This window comes from Comamonas terrigena NBRC 13299 (assembly GCF_006740045.1).
Lineage (GTDB): Bacteria > Pseudomonadota > Gammaproteobacteria > Burkholderiales > Burkholderiaceae_C > Comamonas > Comamonas terrigena.
Map to the genome: position 1 here is coordinate 3,460,452 of NZ_AP019749.1, position 17,836 is coordinate 3,478,287.

12 protein-coding genes are annotated in these 17,836 nt (G+C 66.6%); 5 read left to right on the forward strand and 7 right to left on the reverse strand.

Annotation, left to right across the window (positions count from 1 at the left end):
* Positions 1-95 precede the first annotated feature (95 nt).
* Positions 96-578 (reverse strand): acyl-CoA thioesterase, encoded by a 483-nt coding sequence (locus CT3_RS15820; RefSeq protein WP_066536347.1) that lies wholly within the window; start codon positions 576-578, stop codon positions 96-98.
* A 174-nt stretch (positions 579-752) separates the two neighbouring features.
* Between CT3_RS15820 and CT3_RS15825 the strand changes: the two genes are divergently transcribed.
* Positions 753-2,033: a BaiN/RdsA family NAD(P)/FAD-dependent oxidoreductase gene (locus CT3_RS15825; protein WP_066536349.1), complete on the forward strand. Its 1,281-nt coding sequence runs from the start codon at positions 753-755 to the stop codon at positions 2,031-2,033.
* Positions 2,034-2,090: 57 nt separating this feature from the next.
* Here CT3_RS15825 and CT3_RS15830 read toward each other — a convergent pair whose 3' ends face one another.
* Positions 2,091-5,342 (reverse strand): EAL domain-containing protein, encoded by a 3,252-nt coding sequence (locus tag CT3_RS15830; protein ID WP_083520424.1) that lies wholly within the window; start codon positions 5,340-5,342, stop codon positions 2,091-2,093.
* Between the two features lie 499 nt (positions 5,343-5,841).
* Between CT3_RS15830 and rpsU the strand changes: the two genes are divergently transcribed.
* Together rpsU and CT3_RS15840 are read left to right on the forward strand one after the other, a co-directional pair.
* A complete protein-coding gene (gene rpsU / locus CT3_RS15835) occupies positions 5,842-6,054 on the forward strand; it encodes a 30S ribosomal protein S21 (RefSeq protein ID WP_003052999.1) in 213 nt (70 codons plus the stop codon).
* 199 nt (positions 6,055-6,253) lie between these two features.
* On the forward strand, positions 6,254-6,700 hold the full coding sequence (locus tag CT3_RS15840; RefSeq protein ID WP_066536352.1) for a GatB/YqeY domain-containing protein: 447 nt from the start codon (positions 6,254-6,256) through the stop codon (positions 6,698-6,700).
* 97 nt (positions 6,701-6,797) lie between these two features.
* Here the strand turns inward: CT3_RS15840 and CT3_RS15845 are convergent, their stop codons facing one another.
* Positions 6,798-7,718, reverse strand: a complete 921-nt coding sequence (locus CT3_RS15845) for a LysR substrate-binding domain-containing protein (RefSeq protein ID WP_227657915.1) — start codon at positions 7,716-7,718, stop codon at positions 6,798-6,800.
* A gap of 92 nt (positions 7,719-7,810) precedes the next feature.
* On the opposite strand from CT3_RS15845, the gene CT3_RS15850 reads away from it, so the two are divergent.
* Together CT3_RS15850 and CT3_RS15855 are read left to right on the forward strand one after the other, a co-directional pair.
* Complete coding sequence (locus CT3_RS15850) at positions 7,811-8,902, forward strand: tartrate dehydrogenase (RefSeq protein WP_098066235.1); 1,092 nt, start codon at positions 7,811-7,813, stop codon at positions 8,900-8,902.
* 183 nt (positions 8,903-9,085) lie between these two features.
* Complete coding sequence (locus CT3_RS15855) at positions 9,086-10,156, forward strand: hypothetical protein (RefSeq protein WP_066536357.1); 1,071 nt, start codon at positions 9,086-9,088, stop codon at positions 10,154-10,156.
* Positions 10,157-10,266: 110 nt separating this feature from the next.
* Here the strand turns inward: CT3_RS15855 and CT3_RS15860 are convergent, their stop codons facing one another.
* The 4 genes from CT3_RS15860 to pmbA form a co-directional block, all read right to left on the reverse strand.
* The gene (locus CT3_RS15860) at positions 10,267-12,060 is read right to left on the reverse strand and encodes a monovalent cation:proton antiporter-2 (CPA2) family protein (protein ID WP_066536359.1); all 1,794 of its coding nucleotides are present in this window, start codon (positions 12,058-12,060) and stop codon (positions 10,267-10,269) included.
* A 169-nt stretch (positions 12,061-12,229) separates the two neighbouring features.
* Positions 12,230-14,836 (reverse strand): sensor domain-containing protein, encoded by a 2,607-nt coding sequence (locus tag CT3_RS15865; RefSeq protein ID WP_083520425.1) that lies wholly within the window; start codon positions 14,834-14,836, stop codon positions 12,230-12,232.
* Between the two features lie 402 nt (positions 14,837-15,238).
* Positions 15,239-16,126, reverse strand: coding sequence for an EamA family transporter (locus CT3_RS15870; RefSeq protein ID WP_424949078.1), 888 nt, complete (start codon positions 16,124-16,126; stop codon positions 15,239-15,241).
* Between the two features lie 272 nt (positions 16,127-16,398).
* Positions 16,399-17,808 (reverse strand): metalloprotease PmbA, encoded by a 1,410-nt coding sequence (pmbA, locus tag CT3_RS15875; RefSeq protein ID WP_066536363.1) that lies wholly within the window; start codon positions 17,806-17,808, stop codon positions 16,399-16,401.
* Between the last annotated feature and the right edge of the window lie 28 nt (positions 17,809-17,836).

A 17,836-nucleotide genomic window follows, 5' to 3' on the forward strand; every position in this document is an offset into this window, starting at 1 on the left:
TGGAAAGCCGCCATGACAGTCGCGTGACAAGCCGGCCCGGTGTGACCGCGGCGGTCACACCACTGCCACCGGAGCGTCACATGCGCTGCAGCCCGTCAGCTGGGCTTGCGCGTCTGGGCAAAGCGCTGGGCCACTTCCTTGCGCATGTCCTTGCGGATCAGCGCGGCCTGCCAGCGGCGCGTCTGCTCCTCAGTTTCCAGCTGCAGTGCGGGCACGGGGGCGGGCTTTTTGTCGTCGTCCACCGACACCATGGTGAAGAAGCAGCTGTTCACGTGGCGCACCACCTGGCTGCGGATGTCTTCGGCCACCACCTTGATGCCGATTTCCATCGACGAGGTGCCGGTGTAGTTGACACTGGCCAGAAAGGTCACCAGCTCGCCCACATGGATGGGCTGCAGAAACATCACCTGGTCCACGCTCAGCGTCACGCAATAGCGGCCCGCGTAACGGCTGGCACAGGCATAGGCCACCTGGTCCAGCAGCTTGAGGATGGCGCCCCCATGCACATTACCGGAGAAGTTGGCCATATCGGGGGACATCAGCACCGTCATGCTGAGTTGGTGTGCGGGCAGGTTCATGGACGGCGATTGTAGAAAGCGCCACCCGTTTTGGCAGGGCATGGCGTGCTCAACCCACCGCCTGCACAGGGCTTGGCTACACTGCCGCCTTTGCAGCGGCGCCTGTGCTTGGCGCCGCACCTGCCCCCCAGCAGCCGCCACCGGCGGCCCTGACCTGCCTGCTTTCACCGCGCCATGCCTTCCGACACCACCTCCGCCCTGCACTTTGACGCCGTGATCCTGGGGGCCGGTGCGGCCGGGCTGTTCTGCGCCGCCCAGGCCGGCCAGCGCGGGCTGAAGGTGCTGCTGATCGATCATGCCGAGAAGGTGGCAGAGAAGATCCGCATCTCCGGGGGCGGACGCTGCAATTTCACCAACCGCGATCTGGATGTGCGCGCGCCGCACAAGCACTATGTGGGCCAGAACCCGCAGTTCTGCCGCTCGGCCCTGTCGCGCTACACCCCGCAGGACTTCATCGCCCTGATGGAGCGGCACGGCATTCCCTACGAGGAAAAGCACAAGGGCCAGCTGTTTGCCACCACCAGCGCCGAAGATATCATCCGCATGCTGCTGGCCGAGTGCGCCGACGGCGGCGTGACCCGCTGGCAGCCCTGCCGCGTCGAGAAAGTGGTGCATGCGCCCGCAGATGCGGGGGCGGACACCGAGGGCACGGGCAGCTACCAGATCCACACGGACCGCGGCCTGGTGCGCGCGCCCAGGCTGGTGCTGGCCACCGGCGGCCTGTCCATCCCCAAGATCGGCGCCACCGATTTCGGCTACCGCCTGGCCCAGCAGTTTCAGCTGCCGCTCATCGAGCGCCGTGCCGGCCTGGTGCCGCTGACCTTTGACGGCGCGGCCTGGCAGCCCTATGCCCAGCTGGCCGGTCTGGCCCTGCCCGTGGAAATCAGCACCGGCAGCAAGAAAGACCGCATGGCCTTTCTGGAAGACCTGCTGTTCACCCACCGCGGCCTGTCCGGCCCGGCAGTGCTGCAGATCAGCAGCTACTGGAAGGACGGTGCACCGCTGCACATCAACCTGCTGCCCGGCGTGGACGTGGCGCAGCTGCTGGCCAGTGCCAAGCTGCAGTCGCGCAAGCTGGTGGTGAACGAGCTGGCCCAGCACATGCCCACGCGCCTAGCCGAGGCCTGGGTGGCCCAGCACCCCGAGCTGCAGCGCCCCATCAACGAGGCCAGCGACAAGGCCCTGGCCAAGCTGGCCGACCAGATCACCCGCTGGGAAATCACGCCCACCGGCAGCGAGGGCTACAAAAAGGCCGAAGTGACGCTGGGCGGCATCGACACCAAGGCGCTGTCGCAGCAGACCATGGAGTGCAAGGCCCAGCCCGACCTGTACGCCATTGGTGAGGTGGTGGACATCACCGGCTGGCTGGGCGGCTACAACTTCCAGTGGGCCTGGGCCAGCGCAGCCGCCTGTGCCGAGGCCATGGCGCTGTCGGCCGGCATGGCAGCGGACTGACGCCACCCGCCACCCCGCTGGCGGCTGCAGCCGCAGCGCCCCCGCTTATTTCGCACCCTATTCCGCCAGCGCCGCCCCGCCGGCCACGGTCCCGCCCGCCGTGCCGGGCCGCCACAGCGGATCGGACCCGAGGTAGGCATGCGCCCAGCGCTCGAGCTCGGGCACCGGCAAGGGCCGGCTGAAATAAAAGCCCTGCAATTCCTCGCAGGCCAGTGCGCTGAGCATCTGGGCCGTGGCACGGTTTTCCACGCCTTCGGCCACCACCTTCAGGCCCAGCGAGTGCCCCAGGCTGATGATGGCGCGCGTGATGGCCAGATCGGCCGGATCGTCCAGCATGTCGTGGACAAAGGATTTGTCGATCTTCAGCCGGTCGATGTCAAAGCGCTTGAGGTAGGCCAGGCTGGAGTAGCCGGTGCCGAAGTCATCGATGGACAGCTGCACGCCCAGCAGCTTGAGCGCCACCACCTGGTCGGCGACGCTGGGGGCGCTTTCCATCAGCTGGGATTCGGTGATCTCCAGCTCCAGGTGCTGCTCCGGCATGCCCGTGCGCTCCAGCACCGCGCGGATGTCGGCCGCCAGCGAGGGATCGGCCAGCTGCACGGCCGACAGATTGACCGACAGCCCCACGCCCATCAGCGCACCGCCCGCCACCGTGCTGTCCTGCCAGCGCATCCATTGCGCACAGGCCTGCTCCAGCACCCAGGCACCCAGGCTGCGGATCAGCCCGGTTTCTTCGGCGATGGGAATGAATTCGCTGGGCGGCACGGATCCCAGCAGCGCGCTGTTCCAGCGCAGCAGCGCCTCCACCCCCAGCAGCTGGGCGCTGCGCGCCCCCACCCGGGGCTGGTAGTGCACGCTCAGCTCGCCCCGCTCGATGGCGCGGCGCAGCTGCTGCTCCATGGTCTGGCGCGCCTGGCCCCGCAGGTCGGTTTCCATCGAATAGAAGCAGGCCATGTCACGGCCAGTGGTCTTGGCCTCGTACATGGCGGCATCGGCGCGGCGCATCAGCTCCTCGATGTCGGCGCCGTCCTCGGGGTAGACCGCAATGCCCACGCTGCAGGACACATTCAACTCGTGCCCTTCCACGGAATGGCTCTGGCGGATCAGGCGGATCAGGCGCTGCTCCACCATGTTCTGCACATCGGCGCGCCCGGTCACGCCGCGCATCACCACCACGAACTCGTCCCCGCCCAGCCGGCTGACCGTGTCGCAGCTGCGCACCGACTGCTGCAGCCGCCCGGCCACCGAGCGCAGCAGGCCGTCCCCGATGTGGTGGCCCAGGGTGTCGTTGATGGTCTTGAAACGGTCCAGGTCGATGAACAGCACGGCCACCTTCTCGCCCGTCAGCTGTGCCTGGGCCAGCGCCGCCTGCAACCGCAGCACGCACAGCGAGCGGTTGGGCAGCTCGGTCAGCACATCGTGGTGGGCCAGGAACTGGATGCGCTCTTCATTGAGCTTGCGGTCGGTGATGTCGATCGCAATGCCGATGTGGTTGAGCACCGCCTCGCCCTTGACCGGCCGCACTGCCGAGACCATGAGCCAGGCGGGATAGGTTTCGCCGTTTCTGCGCCGAAAGCGCACCTCGCCCTGCCAGGATTCCTTCTCCACCATGGTGCGCGAAATCTGTGCCGACAGCGGCTCGCCTTCCCGTTCTTCCAGCAGCAGGTCCAGGCTCTCGCCGATGACTTCGTAGAAGTCGTACTGGGTGCTGCGGCAGAACGCCTTGTTCACGCTGATGATGTGTTGCTCGGCGTTCATGATGATGATGCCCTCCGAAGAGGCTTCGAACACCTTGGCCCACAGCTCCAGGCGCTGCTCCATCACCTTGAGCACATTGATGGGCGTGAACGCCGTCAGCACCGCATCCTGCCCCTGGAACTGCAGGCGCCGTGCCGACAGCACCGCCCACGAGGGTTCGGCGCCGCCTTTCCAGCGCACCTCGAATTCGTCCACCACACCCTGGTCCGCCAGCCGCTGGAAGAAGCGTGCCCGTACGCCGGCCTCCAGGCCCACGGCCCAGGGGTCCAGCCGCCGGCCGTTGAGCCAGGGCTGCGCCGGGGCATTGGCGTGCAGCACCTGGTGCTCCGGAATCGAGGTCACGACCATCGGGATCGGGAAAGCCTCCACCAGTTCGCGCTGCGCCTGGGCGGCGCGGGCGCTGGCCGCCAGCTCCTGCTGCAGCAGGCGTTCGTGGTCCAGCTGGGCCAGCATGCCGTTGAAGGCGGTGACCAGGCGGCCGATCTCGTCGCGGCTGTTCCAGTGCGCACGCAGGGTGTGGTCACCGCTGGTGCGCACCTTGTCGGCCACACCGGCCAGTTGCTGCAGCGGCCGGGCAATCTGGCGCGCCACCAGCGTCACCAGGCTCAGGATGCAGCCCAGCAGCACCAGGGCCGTACCCAGGTGCAGCCACATGCGCGCAAACAGGCTGTCCACCCGCTGGTGGAGCAGGCGTTCCAGCTCGGTGATGCCGACATTCCAGGCGCCGGTCAGCGCCCCCAGCACCGCAGCCTCATGGGTGCTGAGCTGGGCCAGCGTGCCCGTGGCATCGCCGTTGGCCATGTCCTGGATCTGCCGCTGGAAGTCGTCCAGCGTGGCTTTGAGCTGCTGGCGCGGCCCGGTCAGGGCTTCGCGCATCTGCGGGGAACCGGCCAGAAAAGCCTGGTTGAAGTCCGACTCTATGCCTTGCGCCACCGCATCCAGCCGCCCGGCCAGGGTCAGCAGGTCCGACGACCACTGCGGGTTGCGCGCCAGCGGGCTGGCGGCCAGAAAGCCCATGGTGTCGTAGACGGTCTGCAGCAGCACCGGGTAGCGCAGTGCCACCAGCGACATCACGTAGTAGCTGTCCAGGTCGGGGTCGAGGATCAGGTTGGACTGGTTGCTGACCGTGGTGAGCAGCTCGCGCCCGTCGCGCAGCAGCTGGTTGCGCAGGCGCGAGAGCGCCGCCCCTTCCTGGGGCGACAGCGGGGCCAGGGCCTGCAAGGTGTCGGCAAACTCCTGGCTGGCCTGGGTGGTCTGCAACTGCGCGTCATGCGCCTGGCGCACCTGGGCCAGCCGCTCCAGGGCCTGCGCGACGGGCAGGGGTTGCTGGTCGGCCGGCAGAAAGCGGCCCAGCAGGCCGTCGCGCACCACGGCGGCGTAGGTGGTGCCGACGATTTCCTTGCGCGTGAAATCGATGGACAGGTATTTCTCGTGGATCAGGATGCTGGAGACATAAATCACCGCGGACAGGTCCAGCAGGTAAATCAGCATCAACTTGCGACCCACACTCAGGCGTCCCAACCAACTCGAAACCCGGTACATCAACGACATGGCGCCTCCGCGGCGGCCCGTCCTGCGCTGGCAGCGGCCGCCCTGTGGTGAATCTGACAAAGCCTGGAGGCTCTAGCAAATTCCGCACCCAATTGCACCGGCATGCGTGGCGGCGGTGGCCCCCAGGCGACAGCGAGCGCAGCGAAGCCCAGGCTGGAGGCGGGACACGACAGGAAACGATGGGCAGCGACTGGAAGCCACTGAGAACGACAGGAATCGGCAGGCGGCGCTGCGGGCCGGTTCCTGCCGGGGCCGCCCGCCGCATCAGCGCCTTCCAGAGGAATCCGCAGGCCCCCCTGCGCGCAGCGGAGACAGGGCGAAATGCGCTGGCTGCGGCCGGGCGGCTTGCATGCGCCAAGGATGCGGCTATAATGCTCGACTTTGCTGGCAACCCCGTCCGCCATACTAGTTCATAGAGACGGGGACAACCGCTGTACATGGCTCTTAGGCCCGATCTTCCCGAGAACCCGCTGGCAGCACAGATATATCTGGAAATTGAATGACTACCATCCGCGTCAAAGAAAACGAACCCTATGAAGTTGCTCTGCGCCGCTTCAAGCGCACCATCGAAAAGCTGGGCCTGCTGACCGACCTGCGCGCTCGTGAATTCTACGAAAAGCCCACCGCTGAACGTAAGCGCAAGAAGGCTGCCGCCGTCAAGCGCCACTACAAGCGCGTGCGCAGCATGCAGCTGCCCAAGAAGCTGTACTAATCAGCCTCTAGGATTCGTCGGCCCTTAAAAGCCGCAACCCGCGCTAGGGACGCCAAGCGCGGGTTTTTTGTTTTCTGGCCACTGCGAACACAGATTGCGGCGCAGTGACCTCCCCGCAGATGGAGCGCCACACCGAGGCAAGGCACTGCAACGCCGTGACCAGTGTCACGCCCCATCCGCCCGCACCCAGGAGAGAGCGATGAGCTTGAAGGCCCAGATTACCGAAGATATGAAAACCGCCATGCGTGCCAAGGACAGCGCACGCCTGGGCACCATCCGCCTGCTGCAGGCCGCGATGAAGCAAAAGGAAGTGGACGAGCGCGTGGAGCTCGATGATGCAGCCATCATCGCCATCGTCGACAAGCTGATCAAGCAGCGCAAGGATTCCATCGCCGCCTTCGAAAGCGCCAACCGCCAGGATCTGGCCGATGTCGAAAAGGCCGAAGTGGAAGTGCTGAAGGTCTACCTGCCCGAACGCATGGGCGAGGCCGAAATCACCGCCGCCGTGGCCGCGATCGTGGCCGCAGTCGGTGCCACCGGCCCCGGCGACATGGGCAAGGTCATGGGCGCCGTGAAGTCCCAGCTGGCAGGCAAGGCCGATATGGGACTGGTGTCGGCCGCCGTGAAGGCTGCGCTGAGCAAGTAAGCGCCGGACTCTTGGAGAGCCATGGAAAAAAGCGCCTGCGGGCGCTTTTTTTATGCCTGCAGCACAGCTACAGCCAGCTGCTCATCCGCTGCGGGCTTCACGCGCCAGGCCCCTGCAGGCCCGCCTCCTCCACCAGGTAGCGCTGCAGGAACTCCACCGCCACGCGCACCTTGGCCGAGCGGCTCAGGCGGCTGGGATAGACCGCCCAGACATTGGCCTCCTGGGTCCAGCCGGCCAGCACCGGCACCAGACGACCGTCGTCCAGCATGGGCTGCACATCCCAGATGGAGCGCAGGATGATGCCGTGGCCATCCACGGCCCATTGCACGGCCATCTCCCCGTTGTTGGTGGACAGCGGGCCGGTCACCTTCAGCGTGCGCTCCTCGGCACCGGCGCGCAGCTTCCACACGCCAAACGGGTGGTCGCGCTCCTTGATGACGAGGCAGTCGTGGGCCGGCAGCTCATCGATGCTGCGCAGTGCCCCGCGCCGCTGCAGATAGGCGGGTGCTGCGCAGAGCACGCGGTGGTTGGCCGCCAGCCGCCTGGCCAGCAGATGGGGGGCAATCTCGTCGCCCACCCGCACATCCAGATCGAACCCTTCGGCCGCCACGTCGACAATGCGGTCCAAGACTTCCAGCCGCACCTGCAGGCCGGGGTGCTGCGCGATCAGCCTGGAGCAGGCCGGCGCAATCACATTGCGGCCGAAGCCAAAGCTGCTGCTCACGCGCAGCAGACCACGCACTTCGGCGCGGGTGGTGCTCACATCCTGCACCAGATGGTCGATGTCATCCAGGATGCGCTGTGCCCATTGGAAGACGCGCTCACCCTCCTCCGTCACCGCCACGCGGCGGGTGGTACGGTGCAACAGCCTGACGGCCAGTTCTTGCTCCAGCAGGCGGATGCGCTTGCTCACATAGGCCGGCGAGGCCCCCAGCTCCTGCGCGGCCGCCACAAAGCTGGCGCGGCGCACCACGACCAGGAACACGCGCAGGTCTTCAGGCAGCAGGTTTTTAAACACGATATGTAAATAATCAAAGCACAAACAAAGGATTGGCTTCATTACATCATGGGTCAGAATCAGGCCCACGCACTTTGATGGAAAGCACGACCATGAGCATCCCCCCCAAGAAAATTGCCGTCATCGCCGGCGACGGCATCGGCAAGGAAGTCATGCCCGAAGGCCTGCGCGCGCTGGAAGCCGCGGCCGAGAAATTCCAGCTGCCGCTGGAATTCCACCACTTCGACTGGGCACACTGCGATTACTACGCGGCCCACGGCACGATGATGCCGGACGACTGGAAGGCCCAGCTCAGCGGCATGGACGCCATCTTCTTCGGCGCCGTGGGCTGGCCGGCCACCGTGCCCGACCATGTCTCCCTGTGGGGTTCGCTGCTCAAGTTCCGCCGCGAGTTCGACCAGTACATCAATCTGCGCCCGGTGCGCCTGTTCGAAGGCGTGCCCTGCCCGCTGGCCGGCCGCAAGCCCGGTGATATCGACTACTACGTGGTGCGCGAGAACACCGAGGGCGAGTACACCGCGCTGGGCGGCATCATGTTCGAAGGCACGGACCGCGAGATCTGCATCCAGGAATCGGTCTACAGCAAGCACGGCGCCCAGCGCCTGCTGAAATACGCGTTCGATCTGGCGCAGAGCCGCAGCAAAAAGCATGTGACCCTGGCCACCAAGAGCAATGGCATTGCCATCAGCATGCCGTGGTGGGACAGGCAGGCCGACGCCATGCACCAGGCCTACCCCGAAGTCACGCTGGACAAGCAGCACATCGACATCCTGACCGCGCGCTTTGTGCTGCAGCCGGGCCGCTTCGATGTGGTAGCGGCCACCAATCTGTTCGGCGACATCCTCTCCGACCTGGGCCCGGCTACCACCGGCACCATCGGCCTGGCTCCGTCGGCCAACCTGAACCCGGAGCGCAGCTTCCCGTCGCTGTTCGAGCCCGTACACGGTTCGGCCCCCGACATCTATGGCCAGAATATCGCCAACCCGATCGCCATGGTCTGGTCCGGCGCGCTAATGCTGGATTTCCTGGGCCACAGCGAGGGCAACTGGCGCGCCGCCCACGATGCCATCGTGGCGGCCATCGAAACCGTCATCAAGACCGGCCCCAAGACACCCGACCTGGGCGGCAGCGCCAACACCACGCAGGTGGGCGAGGCCATTGCAGCGCAGATTGCCCAGGGCTGATGCGCTGACAAAGGGGCGGCGGCGGTCAGCGCGGCCGTCCATCGGCATCGCCGGTCCTGCCTTTGGAACGGTTTTCCCGGCCTTTCAGACCGGAACCTTTGCGTTCCGGCCGCTCCGGCTCTAGAAAGCAGGTGGCCGCGTGCACAGCGACGGCTTCCTGCTTTTTCCTTTTCTGGAGCCGGTATGGACACAGACCAGCTGTTGCACTCCTTTCTGGAGGCGTCGCCCTGCACCCCTGCGCTGGGGGACAGCACGGCCCGCAAGATTTTCTTTGCGGCCCTGGGCCAGCTCAGCGGCGGGGCCATCCGCGTCGCACCGCGCGACCCGGCTGCGCTGCACATCCTGAAGCAACTGCAGACCCACTACGCAGACCGGCTGCTGTTGCATGAGGTCTACAGCTTTGGCCTGGCCGCAGACCGGTTCAAGGATGAATCCAAGCGCCACTGGCGCACCACCGGGCACCTGCTCACGCTGGACGGCACCCCCATCCTCGCAGTGCACTGCCACGAGGACGGTGAAGCCGCCGTGCAGGTGCTGCACCAGCCCGCGGTGGCGGCGCTGTGCAAGGTGGTCACCGACAGCCTGCATGCCATGCTCACCCGCCACATTGCGCAGCAGAACCCCGGCTTCAACGCGTTGGCCTTTTTCAGCGACTACCGCCGCGTGATGCCCCATGGCGGCGGTTTCTTCCAGCTGCACGCACCGCGCGAGCTGGACGACTTCAGCTCCGTCACCGACCGCTACCGCATGTACCTGCTGGGCAAGGAAGGCATGCCCACGCGCCTGAGCCGCTTTCTCGGCTGGAGCGCGGACAGCGGCACCCAGGCCCGCTTCGCCAGCGAGGCCGGCGAGGTGGAAGTGAATGCCCGCGACGTGCTGTTCTACGTGGGCGTGCAGGAGGACCGCCCGCGCCTGCTCAAGCTGGCCGAGCGGGCCGCACGCCCCACCTCCTGGGCGCTGCGCCAGCGCATCCACTATGTGCCGTTCGACGCCTCGCCCTACAGCGTGGTGCTGGAGCAGGCTTTTCACGGCCACCTGCGCCTGGAGGCCGTGTGGGCGTACTTTGTGAAAAAAGCCGACGCCGTGGCCTTCTGTGCGCATTTCCAGGGGCCACAGATGGGGCCGCTGGATGCGGTGGACCCCGCCACGCTGGCCGCGCTGGGCGTGACCCGGCTGGAAGGAGCGGCACTGGGCAAGCTGGACGGGCAAGCCCTGGCACCCGCCCCCCAGCCCCTGGTCTGGGGCAAAGCCTAGTCCCGCCCGCACCGGACTGCGGAGCGGCGGGCGCACCCGCATTCCCCCCCAGAGCCCGTAGCCCTTGCCGCAAGGCCACACACAGTCCTGACAGCCCGGACGGCCCCGCGTCAGCCTTGCTTGCGTGCCTCGTCGTCGTGGCGCGGCGGGGCAATGTGCTCGATATTGCCCAGCACCAGGGCCCGGCCGGCAAACATGCCTCCGGCGGTTTCCAGCGCAAAGCGTTCGGCATCGCGGCTGCGCACCTGTTCCAGCAGCAGGTCGGCCTCACCATCGTCCACGCCGATCACCTTCAGCGTCTGGCGGGCCATCACCATGGCCGATTCAAAGGTCTCGCGCACCACATGGTCGGCATCCTGGCGCACCAGCTCCAGCGCATGTTCCCGGTCGAAGGCCCGCACCACCATTTGCACATGCGGGCATTCGCGCCGCACGTTCTCCACGATGCGGGTGGCCGCGGCCTTGTCGTCCACGCAGACGACGATGGCCTGGGCGTGCTTGGCCCCTGCCGCATGCAGGATGTCCGGCCGTGCACCGTCGCCGTAATAGACCTTGAAGCCATACAGCGCCGCCGCGCGGATGGTGTCCGGGTCGTTGTCGATGATGGACAGCTGCACCCCCTTGGCCAGCGGGCCCTGGCTGGCGATCTGCCCCACGCGGCCAAAGCCGATGATCAGCACGTTGCCCTGCAGGTCCTGCGGCGCTTCCACGCCGTCCAGCGACAGCGCATCGGCCCGCGCCCAGCGCTTGTACAGCACCACCACCAGGGGCGTGAGGGCCATTGACAGCACCACGATGGCTGTCATATTGGCGTTCACCTCGGCGTCCATGACGCGCAGCTTCAGCGCTTCGGTGAACAGCACGAACGCGAACTCGCCACCCTGCGCCATCAGGATGGCGCGGTCCATGGCCTCGGCATGCGGGCTTTTGGCAAAGCGCGCCACCAGATAGATGCACAGCGCCTTGCCTACCATCAGTGCCAGCACCCCGGCCACGATCAGCGGCCAGTTGCGCCCCACCACCTCCAGGTTCAGGGCCATGCCCACCCCCAGGAAGAACAGGCCCAGCAGCAGGCCGCGGAAGGGCTCGATATCGGCCTCGAGCTGGTGGCGGAAGCTGGATTCCGACAGCAGCACGCCGGCCACAAAGGCCCCCAACGCCATCGACAGACCGCCCCACTCCATCAGCAGCGCCGCCCCCAGCACCACCAGCAGCGCGGCGGCGGTCATCACCTCGCGTGCCTTGGCCCGGGCCAGCACCTGGAACATGGGATTCAGCAGCCAGCGGCCGGCGGCCACCAGCGCGCCCAGCGACAGCACGGCAACGCCGATGCGCTGCCACAGCGGCGAAGCCGATGCACTGGCGGCGGCCGCATCGGCCGGCGCCAGAAAGGCCACCACCGCCAGCAGCGGCACGATCAACAGATCCTCAAACAGCAGAATGGACACGATGCGCTGGCCCTGTGGCGCATGCAGATCGCCCCGTTCGGCCAGCACCTGCATCACGATGGCGGTGGACGTCAGCACAAAGCCCGCGCCGCTGACGAAGGCCACCTGCCACGGGAAGCCAAACGACACCCCCACCCCGGTCAGCAGCAGGGCCGACAGCACCACCTGCATGCTGCCCAGGCCGAAGATCTGCCCGCGCAGGCCCCACAGATGGGAGGGTTTCATCTCCAGCCCGATGACGAAGAGGAACATCACCACCCCGAGCTCAGCCACATGGATGATGGTCTGCGCATCGGTCAGCAGGCCCATGCCGAATGGACCGATCACCAGACCGGCCGCCAGATAGCCCAGCACGGCGCCCAGCCCCAGGCGCTTGAACAGCGGCACACCGACGACGGCGGCCCCCAGCAAAGTCACGATTCCCACCAGTTGGCTGGTATTGCCGTCTGCGGCCATTGGCAGTTCCTTGTACGTGCATTCCGAATGCCACGGCAAGCGCGGCGGGGTCAGCGATGCTAACGCACATCCCATGCCATTTCGGCCGCTTCCGCGGGATGGCCATGCGGCAGAAATGCACCGGCTGAGGCCCCTCCACCGGCGGCCTCAGAGCCCGGGCAGCAGCGGCTCAGAGCTGCGCCACGGGCGCCAAGGCCGGCGCTTCCGCCTGGCGCCGTATCAGCCACTGCTCCAGGTCCTGGGGCGACAGCGGACGCGAAAACAGAAAGCCCTGGGCCACCGGGTAGCCTTGTTCACGCAGCATCACGTTCTGGGTGGCGGTTTCCACCCCTTCGGCCACCACGGTCAGGTGCAGGCTTTTGCCGATACCCAGGATGGCGCTGCTCAGTGCGCGGGCAGCTTCGTCGTGCTCCAGGTCCGCCACAAAGCTGCGGTCGAGCTTCAGCTCGCTGACCGGCAGGCGGCGCAGATAGCTGAGGCTGGAATAGCCGGTGCCGAAGTCGTCCATGGACAGGCGCACGCCGTGCGCATGCACCTCGTCGATGGTCTTCATGGTGCTGGGGTTGGTGTCCAGCAGAATGCTTTCGGTCAGCTCCAGCGTCAGATCCTGGGGGGCCAGCGCATTGCGGTCCAGCGTGTCGGCAATCATGCGCGGCAGGTCCAGGTTGTGGAAGCTCGACGGCGAGAGGTTGACCGACACCGCCGGCACCGCCAGCCCCTGGGTGCGCCACTGCGCCAGCTGGCGGCAGGCCTCGCCCAGTGCCCAGCGGCCCAGATCCGCGATCAGACCGCACTCCTCCGCCAGCGGAATGAAACGGGCCGGCGACACCTCGCCCAGCTCCGCATGGGTCCAGCGGGCCAGGGCTTCCACGCCGTAGAGCTGGCCGCTGGCCATATCAATTTGCGGCTGGTAGTGCAGGCGCAGCCCGCCTTCCTGCAGCGCCTTGCGCAGTGCGGTCTCCAATGCCAGCCGCTCCTGGGCCAGGCGGTTCATCTCGCTGCTGAAGAAGCTGAAGCGGCCGCGGCCCTGGCTCTTGGCCTGGTACATGGCCATGTCGGCGCGGTGTACCAGCGTTTCCATATCGCGTCCGTCGGCCGGGAACATGGCGATGCCGATGCTGGCGGACACGGCCAGCGAGGTCTCGGCAATGGTCAGCGGTGCGGCCAGCAGCTCCTGCAGCCGCTCGATGGTGTTGGCGACATGCTCGGCGTCACACTGCGGCAGCACCGCCACAAACTCGTCACCCGACAGGCGCCCGGCAATGTCGGAGCCGCGCAGCACCTGCTGCACGCGGCTGGCGACATTGCGCAGCAGCTCGTCACCCGCTGGATGGCCCAGGGAGTCATTGACCTGCTTGAAGCGGTCCAGATCGATGAACAGCACGGCCAGCTGTTCGTCGTTGCGTGCGGCCGAGGCAATGGCCTGGTCGGCCTTGGCCTGCAGCAGGCTGCGGTTGGGCAGGCCCGTCAAGCCATCATAGAACGCCAGCTGGCGGATGCGTGCGCGGGCATGTTCCCGCTCGAGCGCCAGCGCGCACAGGTGCGAGCAGGCATCCACCAGCTGCTGGTGAAAGGCCGACGAGGCATCGGTGCGGGGTTCACGGTAGTAGAAGGCAAAGGTGCCGATGGGATGGCCCTGGCTGTTGCGGATCGGGGTGGACCAGCAGGCGTGGTAGCCCAGCGGCAGGATTAGGTGCTTGTAGTTGCTCCACAGCGGATCCTGCGCGATGTCGTCCACCAGCACCGGCGCATTGCGCCATGCTGCCGTGCCGCAGGAGCCCACCTGGGGACCGATGGCCACGCCGTCGAGCTGCTGCGAATACGACGCTGGCAGGCTTAGGCCCGCCAGCGGGTGCATCAGGCCCTGCGCATCCACTTCCAGAATGGACGCCGTCACTTCCGGGGCGATGCGCTCCACCTCCTGGCAGACCATTTCCAGCACCTCGGCCAGCGGCCGCTCGCGCGCCATGGCTTCGAGCACCCGGTGCTGCAGCGCTTCGTGCATCTTGGAGCGGGTGATGTCGGTGAGCATGGACACCGTGTAGCGCCACTGCCCGTCGGCATCCAGAATCGGATTGCTGATGACCTTGGCCCAGTAGCGCTGGCCGTTCTTGCCAACCACGATCTCTTCGCGCCCCACCGGCCGGCCGGCACGCAGCTCGGTGCGGTAGATGTTGACGAATTCTTCCGACATCTGGGGCGCCAGCAGGGCGATCGGTGTGCGCCCGGCCACTTCTTCGGTGGTCCAGCCGAACATACGGGTAAAGCCGCCGTTGACGTGGAGGATGCAGGAAGCCCCGTCGCTGATGAGCACCGCCGTGTCGGAGGCGTCCGCCACCAGCGACAGGCGGCGCAAGTGCTCCTGCTGCGCCTGCTCGCGGGCATGGCGCGCCGTGATGTCGGTGGCGACCTTCAGGATCTGCAGCACCCGGCCCTGGGCATCCAGCACCGGCGAATAGGTGGCTTCCAGCCAGCAGCTGCTGCCGTCGCTGCGCAGGCGTTCCACTATGCCCGAATAGGCATGGCCCGCGCACAGACTAGACCAGATGGTCTCGTACTTGTCGCTGCCCAGCAGGGCGGGCGTGCAAAAGCTGCTGTGGCAGCGCCCCCGGGCCTGTGCCGCTGAGAGCCCCATCAGTTTCAGGTAATTGGCATTGGCATGGCACAAGGTGCCATCGACCTCGAACGCGGCTATGGCCATCACCCGGTCCAGGGCCTGCAACTGTGCCAGTTGCAGCGCCTGCGACAGTGCGCCGTGCGCAGCTCCCTCTTGCATGCTGATTCCTTTTGCTTCATCCGACGAATCGGTGGCGAGGCAACGGTCGGCAGCCCTCCTCTGCGTGGACCGGTGACTTTTTATATTGATCGCAATAATAATAAGGACGAACGCGATATTTACAAACTATATATCTGGTGTATTTCGCGCACCGGCGCCGCCCTGCTGCCGCCTGCAGACGACCGGCACGGCGTCCGCCACATGGACAGGCCGCAGCCGCCTGTCCATCTGTGAAAAGTAACCGCCCACCACAGCAGGAGCCACCAAGCCGACCCCCATGCCAGGAGTGCTGCACCCCATGGCCCCAAGCCACAGGGTTATCAGTTGCGTGTCAGCTTACTGACGATGCGGCCGCTCTTGCCGCGACCCCAGGCCGGAGGCGGCCTGTGCCGCCCGGCGCGCTCAGCGCCGCAGCCATTTCCCGCCGAACTGGTTGACCACCATGCCCAGCAGCACCCCGGCGGTCCCCAGCCACTGCAAGGCCGTGGGGAACTCCCCCAGCAGCAGCATGGCCGACAGCAGGCCGATCACCGGCACCAGCAGGGACAGCGGCGCCACGGTGCTGGCGGCATAGCGCTGCAGCAGGCGCGTCCACAGGCCATAGCCCAGCAGTGTGGAAAGGAAGGCCAGGTAGGCGATCACCCCCAGCTCCCGCACACCGATGGCCTGCAGCTGCTGCGCCACCTGGTCGGCGCCGTCCAGCCACAGCGACAGCAGCAGCAGCGGAACAATGGGAAACAGGCTGGTCCAGACGATGAAGGACACCGGCTCATACGGCCCCTGCTTGGCGGCCATGCGCGTGAGCAGATTGGAGCTGGCCCACATGGCAGCAGCCCCCACGGTGAAGAGAAAACCCAGCAGCGTCATCTGGCTGGCTCCGTCGCCATGGGCCGCGCCAATCAGCACCAGGCCGGCAATGGCCACCGTCAGGCCGATCCACTGCCAGCGCTGCGGCTTTTCGCCCAGCAGCGCAGCGGCCATCAGCATGGTGATGAAGGCCTGGGTCTGCAGCACCACAGAGGCCATGCCGGCCGGCATGCCCAGCTTCATGCCGGTGAACAGCAGGCCGAACTGCCCCACCCCTTGCACCAGGCCGTAGGCGGCCAGCAGCCCCCAGGACAGATTGCGCGGCGGGCGCACGAACAGCAGAAACGGCAGCGATGCCGCGACAAAGCGCAGCGCGCACAGCAGCAAGGGCGAGAGCGTGGCCAGGCCCCACTTCATCACCACAAAGTTCAGCCCCCAGACCACGATGACGATGAGAGCGCTGAGCCAGTCGGCGCGGGACATGCCCGCGGTGGCAGAAGGGGAGGCAGAAGTCATGAAGCTTTGTTGTTATGCGTGAATGGAAAGCAGCCGTTCAGTATCGCCCGACTGCGCCCGCCGTGCAGGCCAGATGGCATGCAGCAAATTGGATGCCACGGTGCCGCGTGGCCATGGCGGGTCCGCCGGGCTGTGTGCAAACCCCGGCCAGGCCCCCTGCGCGCTCGCCAGGCATGTGCGGGCCACGATGAAAAAAGCAGCCCGCAGGCTGCTTTCACGGAGACGGCCCTGTGCAGCGCTCAGCTGCCGGCCACCTTCATGCGGTTGATCAGGATGGAGCCCACGGTCTTGGCACCGTAGTTGTAGGCATCGGCGCCCACGGCTTCGATGCCCTGGTACATGTCCTTCAGGTTGCCGGCGATGGTGATCTCCTGCACCGGGAAGGCGATCTGGCCGTTTTCCACCCAGAAGCCGCTGGCGCCGCGCGAATAGTCGCCGGTCACGTAGTTCACGCCCTGGCCCATCAGCTCGATCACGAACAGGCCGGTGCCCAGCTTCTTCAGCATGGCGTCCAGGTCGTCGCCCGCGCGGGTCAGGCGCGAGGTCAGGCTCAGGTTGTGCGATCCGCCCGCATTGCCGGTGGTCTTCATGCCCAGCTTGCGTGCCGAGTAGCTGGACAGGAAATAGCCTTCCACCCGGCCGGCGTCCACCACCTTGCGCGCCTGCACCTTCACACCTTCGTCGTCATAGGGCGAGCTGCCCTTGCCGCGCAGGATGAAGGGGTCTTCCGCGATGTCGATGTGCTTGGGAAAAACCTTCTTGCCCAGGGAATCCAGCAAGAAGCTGCTCTTGCGGTAGAGCGTGCCGCCGCTGATGGCCTGCACAAAACCGCCCAGCAGGCCGGATGCCAGCGTGGACTCGAACAGCACCGGGCATTCGGTGGTGGGGATCTTGCGGCTGCCCAGGCGGCTCAGGGCGCGCTGGGCGGCATAGCGGCCCACGGCCTCGGGCGATGCCAGTTCCTTGGCATCGCGCATGGAGCTGTACCAGTAATCGCGCTGCATCTCGCCGTTCCGGCCGGGCAGCGAGGCAATCGGCGCCACCGACAGGCTGTGGCGCGAGCTGGCATAGCCGCCGCTGAAGCCCCGGGTGTGGGCACTGAAGAAATGGCTTTGCTGGGCCGAGACGCTGGCGCCTTCGCTGTTGGTGATGCGCTTGTGCGTGCCCAGGGCGGCCGCTTCGCATTCCAGGGCGATGCGTGCGGCTTCTTCGCTGCTCACGTCCCAGGGGAAGAACAGGTCCAGATCGCGGTGGGTGCCGGGCAGGGCAATGTCTTCGGCGTCGGGCAGACCGGCGGTCGGGTCTTCGGCCGTGAAGCGGGCGATGTCATAGGCGGCCTGCACCGTGCGCTTGACGGCTTCTTCCGAGAAGTCGGAGGTGCTGGCGTTGCCGCGGCGCTGGCCCACATAGACCGTCACGCCCAGCGACTTGTCGCGGTTGCGTTCCACCGTCTCCAGCTCGCCCTTGCGCACGCTCACGCTCAGGCCGCAGCCCTCGGAGGCATCGGCGCCGGCATCGGTGGCTCCCAGCTTTTTGGCATGTGCCAGCGCCTGGTCGACCAGGCCCTCAAAAAAGTCGCGGCGGTAGCTGAATCCGGAATCGGCCTGCACGCTGCTGGTGCTTGTGGAGCTGGGACGGGGTTTTTTCATAGCGGCAGCTATGATACTTGCCACTGCG

Excerpts from the sequence above, each read along its gene's own strand:
- pmbA (WP_066536363.1), bottom strand. The coding sequence starts at position 17,808 with ATGAAAAAACCCCGTCCCAGCTCCACAAGCACCAGCAGCGTGCAGGCC.
- rpsU (WP_003052999.1), top strand. The coding sequence starts at position 5,842 with ATGACTACCATCCGCGTCAAAGAAAACGAACCCTATGAAGTTGCTCTG.
- CT3_RS15850 (WP_098066235.1), top strand. The coding sequence starts at position 7,811 with ATGAGCATCCCCCCCAAGAAAATTGCCGTCATCGCCGGCGACGGCATC.
- CT3_RS15825 (WP_066536349.1), top strand. The coding sequence starts at position 753 with ATGCCTTCCGACACCACCTCCGCCCTGCACTTTGACGCCGTGATCCTG.
- CT3_RS15840 (WP_066536352.1), top strand. The coding sequence starts at position 6,254 with ATGAGCTTGAAGGCCCAGATTACCGAAGATATGAAAACCGCCATGCGT.
- CT3_RS15865 (WP_083520425.1), bottom strand. The coding sequence starts at position 14,836 with ATGCAAGAGGGAGCTGCGCACGGCGCACTGTCGCAGGCGCTGCAACTG.
- CT3_RS15860 (WP_066536359.1), bottom strand. The coding sequence starts at position 12,060 with ATGGCCGCAGACGGCAATACCAGCCAACTGGTGGGAATCGTGACTTTG.
- CT3_RS15820 (WP_066536347.1), bottom strand. The coding sequence starts at position 578 with ATGAACCTGCCCGCACACCAACTCAGCATGACGGTGCTGATGTCCCCC.
- CT3_RS15830 (WP_083520424.1), bottom strand. The coding sequence starts at position 5,342 with ATGTCGTTGATGTACCGGGTTTCGAGTTGGTTGGGACGCCTGAGTGTG.
- CT3_RS15855 (WP_066536357.1), top strand. The coding sequence starts at position 9,086 with ATGGACACAGACCAGCTGTTGCACTCCTTTCTGGAGGCGTCGCCCTGC.
- CT3_RS15870 (WP_424949078.1), bottom strand. The coding sequence starts at position 16,126 with ATGTCCCGCGCCGACTGGCTCAGCGCTCTCATCGTCATCGTGGTCTGG.